Origin of the sequence: Caballeronia humi (genome assembly GCF_001544475.1) — a bacterium.
Taxonomy (GTDB): Bacteria; Pseudomonadota; Gammaproteobacteria; order Burkholderiales; family Burkholderiaceae; genus Caballeronia; species Caballeronia humi.
This window is the reverse complement of record NZ_FCNW02000027.1, coordinates 13,949-28,840: the sequence shown is the minus strand read 5'-3', so window position 1 is coordinate 28,840 and position 14,892 is coordinate 13,949. Positions and strand designations below refer to the sequence as shown.

Here is a 14,892-nt window from a genome sequence, read left to right as displayed (position 1 = left end):
AAGCGCATGGGGCCAGAGTAAGCGCTGAAACCCTGGCGGACAGCGCCAACTGGTCGACATATATCGAGGACCCGATGGACTGGCTACACCAGATCTTCCAGAAGTCTCCCGAAGTCGCGCTGTTCCTCGCGCTCGCGATCGGCTATCTGATCGGCCAGATCAATTTCGGCAAGTTCCAGTTGGGCGGCGTCGGCGGATCGCTGCTCGCGGCCGTCGTGATCAGCCAGGCGGGCGTGCAGATCGACAATGGCGTGAAATCCGTGATGTTCGCCGTCTTCATCTACGCGGTCGGCTACGACTCGGGCCCGCAGTTCTTCAACTCGCTCAACCGCAAGACGTTGCGCGAAATCGCGATGGCCGTGTTCCTCGCCGCGTCGGCGCTCATCACCGTGATCGTCTGCGCGCGCGTCTTCGGGCTGAACAAGGGCCTCGCGGCGGGGCTGGCGGGCGGCGCGCTCACACAATCGGCGATCATCGGCACCGCGGGCGATGCGATCGCGCGCCTGGGTCTTCCGGCCGCCGAGACCAAGGCGTTGCAATCTGACGTCGCGATCGCCTACGCCGTGACCTACGTGTTCGGCTCGCTCGGCGCGATCATCGTGTGCGTGAACATCCTGCCGAAGTTCATGGGCCAGAATCTGCGCGACGCGGCGCTCGAAGCGGAAAAGTCCCTCGCGGGCGCGTCTGGGCCAGCCGAGGGGCAGGTGTCCACGCTGCCGGTGCTCGTCGGCCGGGCCTTTCGCGTGCTCGGCGCGAAAGGGCGCACCGTCGCGCAGGTCGAGACGGCCGAAGCCGATTTCATCACGATCGAGCGCATCCGCCGCGCGGGCAAGGCGATCGAGCCGCGTGCCGACCTGACGCTGGAAGCCGGCGATATCGTGCTCGTCGTCGGGCGGCGCGAGGTGATGGTGGGCGCCGCGTCGCAGCTCGGCGAGGAAGTCGGCGACACCGACGGCATGAGTATCGTCATGCAGCGCCGCCAGGGTGTGTTCGCGCGCAAAGGCATGAACCACACGACGATCGCCGCCGTGCGCGCCACCGTCGATCGCGACTTGCGGCACGGCGTGTTCATCCACGAGATCCGGCGCGTCGACCGGCCGCTGCCGGTGCTGCCCGAGACCGAACTCCAGCACGGCGACGTGATCACCTTCTTCGGTTCGGCGCAGGACACGAAACGCGCCGTCGATGCCGCCGGCTACGAGCTGCCGTACACCAACAAGACGGATTTCATCTACATGGGCGTCGGCATCGTGCTGGGGCTCCTGATGGGGCTCGTCGTGGTCGATGTCGGCGGCATTCCGCTTACGCTCGGCTCGGGCGGTGGATGCCTGCTGGCGGGGCTTCTGTTCGGCTGGATGCGCGGCAAGCATCCGATGTACGGCGTGATGCCGTCGGCGGCGTCGCAATTGCTGAAGGACTTCGGGCTCGCTGCGTTCGTCGCGGTCGTCGGGATCAATTCGGGGCTGCAGGCGGTCGTCACGGTGCAGCAGAGCGGCATGACGATCTTCCTGCTCGGCGTGTTCGTCACGCTCTTTCCGCTGCTGCTGACGATGCTGTTCGGCCGCTACGTGCTCCGCTACGACAACGCAGCGATCCTAGCCGGCGCGCTCACCGGCTCGCGCAGCGCGAATCCCGCGTTCGGCGCCGTGCTCGACAAGGCCGGCAACGCTGTGCCGACGATTCCCTTCGCGATCACCTATGCGCTCGCCAATGTCCTGCTGACTCTGCTCGGGCCGCTCGTCGTCGGGCTGGTTTAGCGACTTGAGCGAACCAATGCGCTCCGTTGCGGCCGAAGTACGATAGCCGTTCAACGGAGGACTCACGATGACTCGATCGATTGAAACCGTCACCTTGCCCACCGGCGAGGCGATTCCGAAACTCGGGCAGGGCACCTGGGAAATGGGTGAGCGGCCCAACGCGCGGCAGGAAGAAATCGCGGCGCTGCGCGCGGGCGTCGAACTCGGCATGACGCTCATCGATACCGCCGAAATGTATGGCGACGGCGAAAGCGAGAAGCTGATCGCCGAAGCGCTGGGGTCCGTGCGCGACGACCTCTTTCTCGTCAGCAAGGTGTATCCGCACAACGGCACGGAACGCGGCGTGCAGGCGGCGTGCGAGCGCAGCCTGAAGCGCCTGAAAACCGACCGGATCGACCTGTACCTGCTGCACTGGCGTGGCGGCGAAGACCTGAAAGGCGCGGTCGCGGGCTTCGAAAAGCTCAAGCGCGACGGCAAGATCCGCCACTGGGGCGTGAGCAACTTCGACACCGACGACATGGAAGAACTCTTCGATCTCGCGAGCGGCGACGCCTGCGCGACGAATCAGGTTCTGTATAACGTCGTGCGCCGCGGACCGGAATTCGACCTGCTGCCGTGGCTGCGCGAACGCGGATTGCCCGCAATGGCGTACAGCCCCGTTGATCATGCGCGTCTGCCGAAGAAGAGCGTGCTCGATGACATCGCGGCGGCGCGCGGTGTATCGATGTTCCAGATTGCGCTCGCGTGGCTGATGCAACAGCCGCAAGTGTGCTCGATTCCGAAGGCGTCGAACGTGGCGCATCTGAAGGAAAATCGCGCGGCGGCGGAACTAGAACTATCCGTCGACGAACTCGCCAAAATCGACGCTCAATTCAAGCCGCCGAAAGCCAAACGTTCGCTCGAAATGCTGTAAATACCCACCATTTCGCGCTATGTCCTTTAGCGCACCGACGCGAATTTGCGTCGCGTGTCTGATGACGGTACGCGCCGAAAGTCTTCATGACGACCGTTGGCTTTCCGGCGTGAATACCGCCATGCAGACGCGCGCGGTAAGACCAAGGAGCGATCGATGCTGAACCGCCTGACTCGCGCAAGCACGCAACACAAAGGAACCACCGTAAGCGCGGATTTCGATCGGGATACAGCACGCCTGCGCGTCATCGAGAATGGCGCCGTGCTGTTCGAATGGTTTCCGCCGCACTCGTGGAGCATGATTTCGATGGCGGCCGGCACCAGCAAATGGGGCTTCCATCCAGGCGAAAAGGAACTGGTGGCGGTGCTGCGCGAAGTACTGTCGCGCCGTCCGTGGATCGAGACCGCCGAAACAAACTAGCCATGACACGCGCGTGTCACTCGGATGACAGCGCGCGCTTGCCTGTAATTCACCCTTGTCGATGTCCGTCGCCGGGGCCCGTGCGCCTTGGCGGCCGGTCTTCGCCATGCGGCGTGTCGTGACGGCGGTTGGTCGGCGGCTTGCCGGTGTCCGGCTGGATCGTCGAGATGGCGTGCTTGTAGACGACCTGCACGCCCGTCGGCGCGCGCAGGATCACGACGTGCCGGTCGAACGATTCGATATAGCCCACCAAGCGGATGCCATTGACGAGAAATACGGCCACGCGCACGCGCTCTTCCCGGGCGGCGTTGAGCAGATCGTACTGAGGTTCGTCGGGTTTCTGAACCATTTGCGCTCACCTGTTTTGAATGTGTTGTTGTCGATGCCGTATCCGGCGAACGCCGTGGGCGCTGTCCGAAGCGGCGGCGCCGCGGGATAGGGTCCCTCTTCGCACGGGGCAATTCACCAGCCAATTACAAGAGGGTATCTCAATGCCGTGCGCGCGGCTTGCGCTACTCGTTCGAATTTCACATTCGGACCCGGCGATCACTCAAATGTTCACTTCGTTTTTGACTAAGCAATGCGTTGCGTGCGTGGCGCGACGGGCAAGCGCGCTCGTTCGACGCATCGTTTCGTAAACGTCTATCGATGGTCTCGACGCGACTGCTACACGTCTATAGTTTCATCGACACAAATCCCTGTCCAGCGTGTTTGCGGTGCTGCTATTCGTGTGAAGGATAGAAATCCGATGCTTCGACATGCGAATCGCGCGCTCCAACAAAAACGCTCGCCGAAGCGAGCGTTTCTGTCAGTCACAAGCAATCAAACCGTCGCCGGTCCGCCGACGCCGCGTCCGGTGCGCATATAAAGCGCGATCGACAGCGCCACCGCCAGCGCCGCCGCCACCGCGGCGAACAGAAACACCGAGCCATAGCCGAACTCGCCCGCGACATAGCCCGCGAGCGGCCCGGTCAGCCCGAGCGACAAATCGAGGAATACCGAATAAGCCGACAGCGCCGCGCCACGGCTCGCAGGCGGCACGAGGCCGACCGCCTCGACGCCCAGCGCCGGGAACACGAGCGCGAAACCGAAGCCTGTCAGCGCGGCGCCGGCCAGCGCGAATGCGGGATCGGCGGAGAGCCACAGCATCAGCAAGCCCGCGCATTCGAACGCGAACGACACGATCGCCACGCGAAAACCGCCGTAGGTCTTGATCGTGTTCGCGAAGAGCAGCCGCGCGCCGACGAACATCGTGCCGAACACGGTGAGCGAGAGCGCAGCGTTCGGCCAGTTGTGCGCAGCGTAGAAGAGCGTGATGAAGGTCGCGATCGCGCCGAAGCCCGCCGAGCCGAGCGCGAGGCCGATGCCGTGCGGCAGCACGCGGAAGAACACGCTGCGATACGACAGCCGCTCACCGTGCACGACCGGCACGGGCGCCATGCGCGTCGCGAGCCAGTAGCCGACGAGGCCGAGCCCTATCACGATAAACCCGAGCGCAGCGAAACCAATCGCGTTATGGATCGCGACGCCGAGCGGCGCACCGATCGCGAGCGCGCCATAGGTGGCGATGCCGTTCCACGAAATCACCTTCGCGTTATTCGATACCCCGACGCGCCCGATGCCCCACGTGATCGATCCCGTACCGACCCAGCTCTCGCCGAAGCCGAGCACGAGGCGCCCGACGATCAACAGCACGAGACTGACCGCGTGCCACTGCGCCGCGAGCGCCGACCCGAGCAGGAATACGCCGCTCACCGCGCACGCCGTGAGGCCGTAGAGCACCGTCTTCTTCGGCCCGAGCGTGTCAGCGGTACGGCCCGCGAGCGGACGCGAGGCGAGCGTGGCGAAGTACTGGACGCTGATCGCCGCGCCCGCCATCACCGATCCGTAGCCGAGGTCCGTATGCACGAAACCCGGCAGCACCGCGAGCGGGATGCCGATGGTCAGATAGCAGAGGAAGGTGAAGACGACGACGGACACGATGCGTCCGGTGATGGCGAGGTCGCTGGGACGCGTGGCGGAAGAGTCGGTGGGCATAGGGTAACTGCGGGTTGAATTCGGCCGGGAGTCATGATTCTCCCATATGTTGCGATGCAGCGTACTTCGGATTTTGTAACCAGATAGACCAAAACAGGTGTTTGCGCGTATTGGAGACCGGTCGCAAACGCTTGATGCACAAGGACTTGCGAGCATATTGGGACAGGAGTATGTCGTTCATCCTGTGCCGCCTATGGGTTGTGGTTTTTGTCGGTGATAGTTTTCGGACCATCGCCACAGGCTGCGCAAGCCCTGCGCAACCAGCCAGATTCAGTCAATAACGCCCCCGCGAGAGACACGATATGAGCCAGCCGATCCGCTTCTACCACCGCAACGTGATCCGCGAAGTAAGCAACGCGTCCACAACGCGCACCGTCCTGCAGTATCTGCGCGAGGACGCGCGCTGCACCGGCACGAAGGAAGGCTGCGCGGAAGGCGACTGCGGCGCGTGTACGGTCGTCATCGGCGAGCCGGATGCGGCGGGCGGCGTCGCGTTCAAGGCGGTGAACGCGTGCATCCAGTTCCTGCCGACGCTCGACGGCAAGGCGCTTTTCACCGTCGAGGATTTGCGTCAACCCGACGGATCGTTGCATCCGGTGCAACAGTCGCTCGTCGAGTGCCATGGATCGCAGTGCGGCTTCTGCACACCGGGCTTCGTGATGTCGATGTGGTCGCTGTATGAAAAGCACGGCCATGCGACGAACGCAAAACAATGCGCGCACAAGACGGTTCCGTCGCGCGAGGAAATCAGCAACGCGCTGACAGGCAACCTGTGCCGCTGCACCGGCTACAAGCCGATCGTCGATGCCGCCGAGCAGATGTTCACGACACCCGGCCCGAAGGCGCCGGTCGATGTCGAAGCCCTGGCGCGCACGCTCGCCTCGCTCAAACGCGACGACACCTTCCACTACGAACACGCCGGCCATCGCTTCGATGCGCCGCGCACGGTCGAAGCGCTCGCGCAACTGAAGGCCGAGCGGCCGACAACGCGCATCCTCGCGGGCAGCACCGACGTGGGCCTCTGGGTGACGAAGCAGATGCGCGATCTGGGCGACATTGTCTACGTAGGCCAGATCGCCGAGTTGCAGCGTTGCGAAACGTCGGACGAATGGATCGAGATAGGTGCGGGCGTCACGGTCGAGCGCGCGTATGCGGAGCTTGCGAAGCAGTATCCGGAGCTGACCGAGATGTGGCAGCGCTTTGCATCGTTGCCGATCCGCAACGCAGGCACGATCGGCGGAAACGTCGCGAACGGCTCGCCGATCGGCGATTCGATGCCCGGCCTGATCGCACTGGGCGCGCGTGTCGTGTTGCATGGCGCGGACGGCGAGCGCGAAATGCCGCTCGAAGACCTCTACCTCGCGTATCAGAAGAGAGACATGGCCGAGCACGAATTCGTCGCGGGCCTGAAGGTGCCGACGCGCACCGGCGCCCGTGCAAAGCTGCAATTTCGCACCTACAAACTTTCGAAGCGCTTCGATTCGGACATTTCCGCTGTCTGCGCCGCGTTTTCGTTCATCGCGGACGGCGACATGATCCGCGAGCCGCGCATCGCGTTCGGCGGGATGGCCGCGACGCCCAAGCGCGCCGCGCACGCCGAAGCCGTGCTCGACGACGCACTGTGGCACGAAGCCACGGCCCAGGCCGCGATGCTCGCGCTGGGCAAGGACTACGCGCCGCTCACCGACATGCGCGCGAGCAGCAACTACCGCCTCGACACCGCGAAGAGCCTGATGTATCGCTTCTGGCTGGAGACACGTCCGCATGACCCGCTGCCGAAGCACGCGCTCGATGTCCGCGCCATTCAGCTTGTCGAAGTGCAGTAAGAGGAGACCAACAACATGAACCAGCAAGCCGAAGCCTTCATCACCGACGCGCAGTCGCTCGCCACCGAAATCGACGCGTTCAAGCAGGTCCACGTATCGCGCGCGCATGAATCGGCGCATTTGCACGTCAGCGGCCGCGCCAGCTACACCGACGACATCCCAGTCGTCGCGGGCACGCTGCATGCCGCGCTCGGGTTGAGCACGAAAGCGCACGCGAAGATCGTGTCGATGCAGTTCGACGCCGTGCGCGCGACGCCGGGCGTGGTCGCCGTCTTCACCGCCGACGACATTCCCGGCGTCAACGACTGCGGCCCGATCATCCACGACGATCCGGTGCTCGCCGACGGCATCGTGCAGTTCGTCGGGCAGCCGATGTTCATCGTCGTCGCTACCTCGCACGATGCCGCCAGGCTCGCCGCTCGTCGTGCGCAGATCGAATTCGAGGACCTGCCCGCCGTGCTGACCGCGCAGGACGCGCGCAAAGCGGAATCGTATGTGCTGAAGCCGCTCAAGCTCTCGCGCGGCGACGCCGCCGGCAAGATGGCGCACGCCGCGCACCACGAGCGCGGCGAAATGCTGCTCGGCGGCCAGGAGCAGTTCTATCTCGAAGGCCAGATCGCCTATGCCGTGCCTAAGGACGACGACGGCATGCACGTCTACTGCTCGACGCAGCATCCGACCGAAATGCAGCATCTCGTCGCGCACGTGTTGAACGTGGCGTCGCATAACGTGCTGGTCGAGTGCCGCCGGATGGGCGGCGGCTTCGGCGGGAAGGAATCGCAGTCGGGCATCTTCGCGTGCTGCGCCGCGCTCGCCGCGTGGAAGCTCCTGTGCCCGGTCAAGCTGCGCCCCGACCGCGACGACGACATGATGATCACCGGCAAGCGCCACGATTTCCACTTCGCGTACGAAGTCGGCTATCGGGACGACGGCGTGATCGACGGCGTCTCGGTCGACATGACTTCGCGCTGCGGCTTTTCCGCCGACTTGTCGGGCCCCGTGATGACGCGCGCCGTCTGCCACTTCGACAACGCGTACTGGCTGCCCGACGTGCATATCGAAGGCTATTGCGGGAAGACCAACACGCAGTCGAATACCGCGTTTCGCGGCTTCGGCGGGCCGCAGGGCGCGTTCGGCATCGAATATATCGTCGATAACGTCGCGCGCTCGCTCGGCATGGATTCGCTCGACGTGCGTCTCAATAATCTCTACGGCAAGACGGAGAACAACCGCACGCCGTACGGCCAGACGGTCGAGGACAACGTCCTGCCTGAACTGCTCGCTGAACTCGCCGAGACGAGCGAATACCGCCGCCGCCGCGAGGCCGTTCGCGAATTCAACTCGAAGAACGAGATCCTGAAGAAGGGCCTCGCGCTCACGCCGGTCAAGTTCGGCATCGCTTTCAACGTGCAGCACTTCAACCAGGCGGGCGCGCTCGTCCACATCTACACCGACGGCTCGATCCTCGTGAACCACGGCGGCACCGAAATGGGGCAGGGTCTGAACACGAAGGTCGCGCAGGTGGTCGCGCATGAACTCGGCATCAATTTCGAGCGCGTGCGCGTGACGGCGACCGATACGAGCAAGGTGGCGAACACGTCGGCGACGGCGGCATCGACGGGAACCGACCTCAACGGCAAGGCCGCGCAGGACGCCGCCCGCCAGTTGCGCGAACGGCTCGCTAAATTCGCCGCCGAGAAGTTCGGCGCGGGCGAGGTGACGGCGGCGCAAGTGCGCTTCGCGAGCGACCGCGTGATCGTCGGCGACGATGCGATTCCGTTCGGCGAAGTCGTCGCGAAGGCGTATCTGGCGCGCGTGCAGCTCTGGTCCGACGGCTTCTACGCGACGCCCAAGCTGTACTGGGATCAGGCGACGCTGCAGGGGCGGCCGTTCTATTACTACTCGTACGGCGCGGCGGTATCGGAAGTCGTGATCGATACGCTCACCGGCGAGATGCGGGTGTTGCGCGCGGACGCGCTGCACGACGTCGGCGATTCGCTCAATCCCGCGCTCGACAAGGGCCAGGTGGAAGGCGCGTTCGTGCAGGGCATGGGCTGGCTCACGACCGAGGAACTGTGGTGGAACGCGGGCGGCAAGCTGATGACGCATGCTCCCTCGACCTACAAGATTCCGACCGTCAACGACACGCCCGCCGACTTCCGCGTGAACCTGTTCAAGAATCGCAACGTCGAGGACAGCATCCACAAGTCGAAGGCCGTCGGCGAGCCGCCGCTGCTGTTGCCGTTCTCGGTGTTCTTCGCGATCCGCGATGCGGTCGCGGCTGTCGGCGATTACAAGGTGAATCCGCCGCTGAACGCGCCGGCCACCGCCGAGGAAATCCTGAGGGCGGTCAACGCGGTGAGGAGCGCACGGTCATGATGCACGTCGTGCTGTTCGGCGCGGGACACGTGGGCCACGCGCTCGTGAAGGTGCTCGGCACGTTGCCCTGCGTCGTGCAATGGGTCGATGCGCGCGACGAACTGTTCCCCGACGAAGTGCCCGCGAACGTGCAGATCGAGCCGACCGACCTGCCCGACGCGATCGTCGACGAAGCGCCGCCGGGCGCGTATTTCCTCGTGATGACGCATGACCATTCGCTCGATTTTTCGCTTGCGCAGCGCATCATGCGGCGCAACGACTTCACGTATTTCGGCATGATCGGCTCGAAGACGAAGCGCGTGAAGTTCGAGCGCCGTCTGATGGATCGCGGCGTCGCCGAGGAAAGACTCACCGAGATGACGTGCCCGATCGGCGTGGAAGGCATCGTCGACAAGGCGCCGCCGTCGATTGCGCTTGCGGTCACGGCGCAGTTGCTGCGCGTGCAGTGCACGGTGGAGGGGGCGGCGCGCGTAACGGCATAAAGGGGCTGGCGGCTTCGGACTTCGCTTAGAATCCACACCCACCTGGATTCCTAACGTTCACATGACGAAAGCCCGAACCGAACCGGATACCTTTGCCACCGTCTGCGCCGCGCTCGGCGACACGCCCGAAGAGGCGGCCAACCTGCAGGCGCGCGCCTTCCTGATCCGGCAACTCGCGGAGATCGTCGCGGGCAGCGGATGGACGCAGGCCGAAGCGGCCCGCCGCTGCGGCGTCACGCAACCGCGCATCACCGACTTGCTGCAAGGCCGCGTCGCGCGCTTTTCGCTCGACGCGCTGGTCAATATCGCCACCGCGCTCGGCCGGCGCGTTCATATCGAACTGCTCGCCGCCTAGCCTAGCCCGTCACGGCGCCGGCTTTTTTCCCCGTCATTTTCTCCGATACCTCCGCCAGCAGGCCGCGCAGCCACGCGACATCGGTCGGCTGGTCGGGCTGCGGCAGCGAAAGCTGGTAGCACTTGATGCGCGGAAACGGCACGGGCGATTCCAGCACGGCGAGCGGCAGGATCTCGGCATAGTGCTGCGCGAAGCGGCGCGGGGCCGTGAAAATCAGGTCCGATTGCATCAGCACCTGCGGCACGAGCCCGAAGTAGGGAATCGTCGCGACGACGCGCCGATGCACGCCCGCGCGCTCCAGCCCGATATCGATCGGATGGCGTTTTGCGCCGCTGTAGGGTGTCGGCGCGAGATGCGCGGCCATGGCGTAGCGCTCGACCGTCAGCGGCTCGCGGGCGAGCGGGTGATCGGCGCGCATCAGGCAGACGAATACGTCGGTGAAAAGATCCTGGCGCGCGAAACGCGCTTCCGGCTTCGTCCAGTTCGCGACGACCAGATCGATTTCGCCTTCGTCGAGCGCGCGTTCGTGATCGCGCATCGGATTGAGCGACTCGATTTCCAGCCGCGCGTGCGGCGCCGCCTCGCGAAACGCGCCGATGAGCGTCGGCATGAAGAAATCGTTCAGGTAATCGGGCGCGGAAAGACGGAACGTGCGGCGCGAACTGGCGGCATCGAAATCGCCGTGCGGCGTCGCGACGAATTCCACCTCGCGCAAGGCGCGCTGCGCGGGTGCGAGCAGCGATTCGCCGTATTCCGTCGGCACCATGCCCTGTTTGCCGCGTACCAGGATCGGATCGTTCAGGATTTCGCGCAGGCGCCTGAGCGCGGTGCTGATCGCCGGCTGCGTCTGGTTGAGGCGCTGCGCGGTCTGCGTCACGCTGCGTTCGAGCAGCAAGGTGCGCAAGACGCGGATCAGCCAGATGTCGAGGGAGTCGGCGATTTCGTTCATGAACGGCGGTTTCGATGCAGGCGCGGACGGAGGCGGGGATATGTGAAGTTATGCCGATCCGGCCCGCAAAGCCATAGCGTGCGCGCTATGCATGGCATAGGCGGACGGGGTATTCGCTGGCGCTTGGATTGTTGTTTACACCGTTTGATTCGCCTGTGCTCCCATGAAACTTGTTTTGATATCGGTCTATCTGCTCTGCCCCTGTCCGGGGCAGAGCAGATAGACCAAAAAGAAAGCAAGTTCCATAGAAGCCTAAGCGCATCAAACGGTGTTCAACAAACCCACCCCAGCCGCCAGCGACTAACTAAAATCCGCGTCCGTCGGCGCCATCGGCAGGCTGCTGATGCGCTTCACTTCCGTGCCGTCGAGCCAGTTCGGCGAGCGCGCGACGTAGAGCACCATCGGCAGCGTATCTTCGCCCCAGAAGATCTGGTCGTTGACGACGAAGGTCGGCACGCCGAACACGCCGAGCGACACGGCGAGATCGTTATTCGCGCGCAGTTTCGCCTTCGTTTCCTCCTGCTCGATCAGCCGCGCGCCATCCGCCACGCCAATGCGCTCGCACAGGTCGCGAAAACCCTCAGGAGTCGACGGATCGCGGCCGTCGCGCCAGATGAAGCGAAAAATATCGCGCACGGTCGTAATGTTGCTCCCGGCCGCGACCGCTAGACGCAGCGCCTTGCCCGGATCGAACGGATGCGACGGCGGCATCTTGAACGGAATGCCCAGTTGCTCGGCGCGAAAAAGCGCGTGCCGATAGGTGAAGACGCGCTTCGACGGAATGGTCGCGGCGTGCGGCTGGCCCCAACGGTCAAGCAGCTTGTACAGTTCGACGGGCGTGAATTCGAACGGGATCGCCGGCCATTTTTCGTGCTGTTCGAGCAGCAGGTAGGAAAACGGCGAAATGAAATCGAAGAAAAAATACGACTGGCCGGGACCGGCGGAACGCGTGGCGCTCATGTTTGTTCTCCCTGACGCTTAAGGCTAGCGCGCTGTTATTCGATCTGCTCGTTTCTATATTAAGTGTTGCGTCACGCGGTGTCTGCCCGCGACGTCACGCCGTCCGTATCCGTTGCCTGCCGAGCCTCCTTCGCCGATGCCGGCGCCGCATGCGCTTCGCGCGCTACCGCCTGCGCGTTCGTCAGCCGCTGCCGCACGAAGCCGATGTGCTCGCGCAGCACGTAGAACTGGTCGGCGAACGCGAGCGGCATTTTCATGCGGTTGACGGCGTTTTCGATCGCATCGACGCGGTCGATCAGCGCCTCGCGCTGCGCCGGGTCGGGATCGCTCATCGCTTCGCGTTCGATTGCAATCAGCGCGCCATACCAGCGGTAGATGCGCGATTTCACCCGCCAGCGATACAGCCCCGGCACGAGCCGCAAGCCCGGAATCAGCACGACGATGATCGGCACCAGCAGCACGATCACGCGATCGGCCAGGCTCGCGAGCCAGAACGGCAGCGTGCGGTACAGAAAACTCTTACCCGATTTGTAATAACGCTCGGCATCGTCGCTGATGCGGAATTCGTGCACGAGCGGCGCCGGAAACTCGTTCGCGCGCTGCATCAGGTTCGCGCGGCCGTGCACTTCGCGCGCGGCTTCGATCAGCAGGTCGGAGAGCGCCGGGTGCAGGCCGTCGCGGGCGATCAGCTCGGCCGTCGGCGCGACCATGTGGACCGGGCGCGGCGGCAGGTTTTTCGCGAAATCGAAGGCGCCCATCGGCAGTTCGATCACGTTCAGGTACGGAAAGCGGCGCGAGTAGGCGTCGGCCTGCGTGAAGTCGAAAAAGCGCACGCCGGGCGTCCGGTTGAGCTTGCCCATCGTCGGCGGCTGGGCGGAATCGCCGGTGAGGAAGACCGCGTCGACCTCGCCTTGCACGAGCGCTTCCGCCGCTTCGTCGCCGCCGAGCGGCAAAAGCTCAGTGTCGCCGCCGGGCTCGATGCCGTTCGCCTTCAGCAGCGCGAGTGCGAGCGCGCGCGTGCCGCTGCCTTCGGCGCTGATCGCGAGCCGCTTGCCCGCGAGTTCGGAGAGGCGCGTGACCGGCGCGCCGTGGTAGAAGATCGCGAGCGGCACGTACGACACGCTGCCAAGCGACATCAGATTGTCATGCGTCGTGCCCGGGCCGCTGATGCCGCCCTGCACGAAGCCCACGTCCGCCTTCGATTTCGGGTCGCTCAGGCGGCGCAGGTTGTCCAGCGAGCCTTGCGTCTCCAGCACGTTCAGCGTGACGCCGTTGCGCGCGAGGATCGCCTTGTACTTTTGCGCGTTGTTCCAGAACGAGCTGCCTTTCGTGCCCGCGGCCATCGTCAGCGAATTCGGCGGCGCGGGCTGGATCAGGCGCACGGCGAGGTAGATCGCGGCGGCGCTCACGAGCAGGATCGGCACGAACGTGAGCGCGAGGTCGCGCCACGAGATCGCGACGAACCGCGCGACGATGCGCGGCGGAGGTTTGCGACCGGTGGGGCGTCCGGGTTCGGGTGCTGAAGGCTGGCTCATCTCGTCGTCGGTGGTCCGTGAGGCGGGAGTGCGGCGGCTGATTCGTAATCAGCCTGAAAGGAACCCTGATCGCGTACGCAAACGCTGAAAACGCGGCAAGTGGCATCGAGCGGCGTTCGATGCCGGTTCCGTCGATGGTACATGAGATCGAATCGGCGCCGGATCACGGTAACCGCTCGGCCGGCGTCCCGAAATGGGCCGGTTGGCACGCCCCGCGCCTTTGGCCTAAGGGCTTCGTGTCTTGTTAAAAGCTTTGCGCTTCTGGGCGCGCTGGATTAAATTGACGTTCGCCGCCGTGCGAGTGCACGCGCGTCCGCCTGCATGCGCCGTCTGCCCGAAGTTTGGGTCGGTGACGAGGCCGGACGCTGCGAGTGGATCGACGGAATCGGCAAAGGAACACGCAGCACACCCAATTTGAGCCGCCGGGCCACGCCCGACAATCGGCCGAGCATTCATTGCATTCGCCAGTCTCTCGCAGTACCGTGTCGCCGCATCCGCCGGTTCGCCGGCCGCCTGTTCGTGAACCCGTCGCCGGGCCGCGCAGGCAGCCCGAAGCGCGAGCCGCACGATGTCGTAGCCAAGCCGCTAGGTAGATGCGGTCCGATTCAAGCAGCAACTGTGCGAAGTCAAAAGCGAAGCAAAAGGAGAAATCATGAAAGCTGTCGATATGTTGAAGGCGCTGGGCGTGGTGGTATGCGTGGCGGTGGCATCGAGCGCGTATGCCCAGTCAAGCGATGCCACGACGACCACCGACTCCGCCGCAACGGCCAAGGCCCAGAAGAGCGCGACCAAGAAGACCGACCGCAAGCTCGGTCTCGACGTGCGCAAGGCTTTGGCCAAGGCTCAGGGTTTTGACGTGTCGAACGTCTTCGTTCGGGCGCGCGGCGGCGCAGTGACACTGACCGGCACCGTGCCGGACGGCAGCCAGATCGGCCAGGCCGAGGAAGTCGCGAAGGGCGTCGCGGGCGTCACGTCCGTATCGAACAAGATCACGCTCGGCGTGCAAGGCGGAGGGGGCTAAAGAGTCGAGGGGCGTCGTCGTGCATCGCGCGGCGTCGCCGGGGCTCACGGCCTGACGGGTTGCGCTGCGATCGCCTCCGCGCGGAAGACGATTTGTCTGAAGCGTGGCGGCGGCGCGTCGGGGCTGGCTTTGATCACGCTGAGAGTGCGCGGCGTGTGACTGCGTCTTTAAAGAAAATCGCCCGCACGGGCGTGGAATTTGCGTCTGCCTCACCGTTTTCGCGTTCTGCGGAAACATTCACCGAGCATTCACCGAGCC

At 64.6% G+C, this 14,892-nt stretch carries 13 protein-coding genes; 8 read left to right on the top strand and 5 right to left on the bottom strand.

Annotated elements, in window-relative coordinates:
- Nucleotides 1-74: 74 nt before the first annotated feature.
- The 3 genes from aspT to AWB65_RS21810 all read left to right on the top strand — a co-directional run bounded on the left by aspT (nucleotide 75) and on the right by AWB65_RS21810 (nucleotide 3,090).
- Entirely contained in the window at nucleotides 75-1,757 is a 1,683-nt protein-coding gene (aspT, locus tag AWB65_RS21820) for an aspartate-alanine antiporter (protein ID WP_087669124.1), read from the top strand.
- Between the two features lie 67 nt (nucleotides 1,758-1,824).
- Complete coding sequence (locus AWB65_RS21815) at nucleotides 1,825-2,670, top strand: aldo/keto reductase (protein WP_087669123.1); 846 nt, start codon at nucleotides 1,825-1,827, stop codon at nucleotides 2,668-2,670.
- Nucleotides 2,671-2,826: 156 nt separating this feature from the next.
- A complete protein-coding gene (locus tag AWB65_RS21810; protein WP_087669122.1) occupies nucleotides 2,827-3,090 on the top strand; it encodes a hypothetical protein in 264 nt (87 codons plus the stop codon).
- 49 nt (nucleotides 3,091-3,139) lie between these two features.
- On the opposite strand, the gene hfq is transcribed toward AWB65_RS21810, so the two are convergent.
- Together hfq and AWB65_RS21800 are read right to left on the bottom strand one after the other, a co-directional pair.
- On the bottom strand, nucleotides 3,140-3,439 hold the full coding sequence (hfq, locus tag AWB65_RS21805; RefSeq protein WP_087669121.1) for an RNA chaperone Hfq: 300 nt from the start codon (nucleotides 3,437-3,439) through the stop codon (nucleotides 3,140-3,142).
- A gap of 473 nt (nucleotides 3,440-3,912) precedes the next feature.
- On the bottom strand, nucleotides 3,913-5,127 hold the full coding sequence (locus tag AWB65_RS21800) for an MFS transporter (protein ID WP_087669120.1): 1,215 nt from the start codon (nucleotides 5,125-5,127) through the stop codon (nucleotides 3,913-3,915).
- A 302-nt stretch (nucleotides 5,128-5,429) separates the two neighbouring features.
- On the opposite strand from AWB65_RS21800, the gene xdhA reads away from it, so the two are divergent.
- From xdhA to AWB65_RS21780, 4 genes are all read left to right on the top strand, one after another.
- Entirely contained in the window at nucleotides 5,430-6,953 is a 1,524-nt protein-coding gene (gene xdhA, locus AWB65_RS21795; RefSeq protein ID WP_087669119.1) for a xanthine dehydrogenase small subunit, read from the top strand.
- Between the two features lie 15 nt (nucleotides 6,954-6,968).
- Nucleotides 6,969-9,332, top strand: coding sequence for a xanthine dehydrogenase molybdopterin binding subunit (gene xdhB, locus AWB65_RS21790; protein WP_087669118.1), 2,364 nt, complete (start codon nucleotides 6,969-6,971; stop codon nucleotides 9,330-9,332).
- Nucleotides 9,329-9,814, top strand: a complete 486-nt coding sequence (gene xdhC, locus AWB65_RS21785; RefSeq protein WP_087669117.1) for a xanthine dehydrogenase accessory protein XdhC — start codon at nucleotides 9,329-9,331, stop codon at nucleotides 9,812-9,814. The genes xdhB and xdhC overlap by 4 nt, the downstream gene beginning before the upstream one ends.
- Before the next feature lie 61 nt (nucleotides 9,815-9,875).
- Nucleotides 9,876-10,169 carry a helix-turn-helix domain-containing protein gene (locus AWB65_RS21780; protein WP_087669116.1) on the top strand — a complete coding sequence of 98 codons (294 nt, stop codon included), beginning with the start codon at nucleotides 9,876-9,878 and terminating at the stop codon, nucleotides 10,167-10,169.
- 1 nt (nucleotide 10,170) lies between these two features.
- On the opposite strand, the gene AWB65_RS21775 is transcribed toward AWB65_RS21780, so the two are convergent.
- From AWB65_RS21775 to AWB65_RS21765, 3 genes are all read right to left on the bottom strand, one after another.
- A complete protein-coding gene (locus tag AWB65_RS21775) occupies nucleotides 10,171-11,118 on the bottom strand; it encodes a LysR family transcriptional regulator (RefSeq protein WP_087669115.1) in 948 nt (315 codons plus the stop codon).
- A gap of 300 nt (nucleotides 11,119-11,418) precedes the next feature.
- Nucleotides 11,419-12,078 (bottom strand): 2-hydroxychromene-2-carboxylate isomerase, encoded by a 660-nt coding sequence (locus AWB65_RS21770; protein WP_087669114.1) that lies wholly within the window; start codon nucleotides 12,076-12,078, stop codon nucleotides 11,419-11,421.
- A gap of 71 nt (nucleotides 12,079-12,149) precedes the next feature.
- Nucleotides 12,150-13,613, bottom strand: coding sequence for a TAXI family TRAP transporter solute-binding subunit (locus AWB65_RS21765; protein WP_087669113.1), 1,464 nt, complete (start codon nucleotides 13,611-13,613; stop codon nucleotides 12,150-12,152).
- A 652-nt stretch (nucleotides 13,614-14,265) separates the two neighbouring features.
- On the opposite strand from AWB65_RS21765, the gene AWB65_RS21760 reads away from it, so the two are divergent.
- Nucleotides 14,266-14,634: a BON domain-containing protein gene (locus AWB65_RS21760; protein ID WP_087669112.1), complete on the top strand. Its 369-nt coding sequence runs from the start codon at nucleotides 14,266-14,268 to the stop codon at nucleotides 14,632-14,634.
- The last annotated feature ends 258 nt before the right edge of the window (nucleotides 14,635-14,892 follow it).

Excerpts from the sequence above, each read along its gene's own strand:
- aspT (WP_087669124.1), top strand. The coding sequence starts at position 75 with ATGGACTGGCTACACCAGATCTTCCAGAAGTCTCCCGAAGTCGCGCTG.
- AWB65_RS21815 (WP_087669123.1), top strand. The coding sequence starts at position 1,825 with ATGACTCGATCGATTGAAACCGTCACCTTGCCCACCGGCGAGGCGATT.
- AWB65_RS21810 (WP_087669122.1), top strand. The coding sequence starts at position 2,827 with ATGCTGAACCGCCTGACTCGCGCAAGCACGCAACACAAAGGAACCACC.
- hfq (WP_087669121.1), bottom strand. The coding sequence starts at position 3,439 with ATGGTTCAGAAACCCGACGAACCTCAGTACGATCTGCTCAACGCCGCC.
- AWB65_RS21800 (WP_087669120.1), bottom strand. The coding sequence starts at position 5,127 with ATGCCCACCGACTCTTCCGCCACGCGTCCCAGCGACCTCGCCATCACC.
- xdhA (WP_087669119.1), top strand. The coding sequence starts at position 5,430 with ATGAGCCAGCCGATCCGCTTCTACCACCGCAACGTGATCCGCGAAGTA.
- xdhB (WP_087669118.1), top strand. The coding sequence starts at position 6,969 with ATGAACCAGCAAGCCGAAGCCTTCATCACCGACGCGCAGTCGCTCGCC.
- xdhC (WP_087669117.1), top strand. The coding sequence starts at position 9,329 with ATGATGCACGTCGTGCTGTTCGGCGCGGGACACGTGGGCCACGCGCTC.
- AWB65_RS21780 (WP_087669116.1), top strand. The coding sequence starts at position 9,876 with ATGACGAAAGCCCGAACCGAACCGGATACCTTTGCCACCGTCTGCGCC.
- AWB65_RS21775 (WP_087669115.1), bottom strand. The coding sequence starts at position 11,118 with ATGAACGAAATCGCCGACTCCCTCGACATCTGGCTGATCCGCGTCTTG.
- AWB65_RS21770 (WP_087669114.1), bottom strand. The coding sequence starts at position 12,078 with ATGAGCGCCACGCGTTCCGCCGGTCCCGGCCAGTCGTATTTTTTCTTC.
- AWB65_RS21765 (WP_087669113.1), bottom strand. The coding sequence starts at position 13,613 with ATGAGCCAGCCTTCAGCACCCGAACCCGGACGCCCCACCGGTCGCAAA.
- AWB65_RS21760 (WP_087669112.1), top strand. The coding sequence starts at position 14,266 with ATGAAAGCTGTCGATATGTTGAAGGCGCTGGGCGTGGTGGTATGCGTG.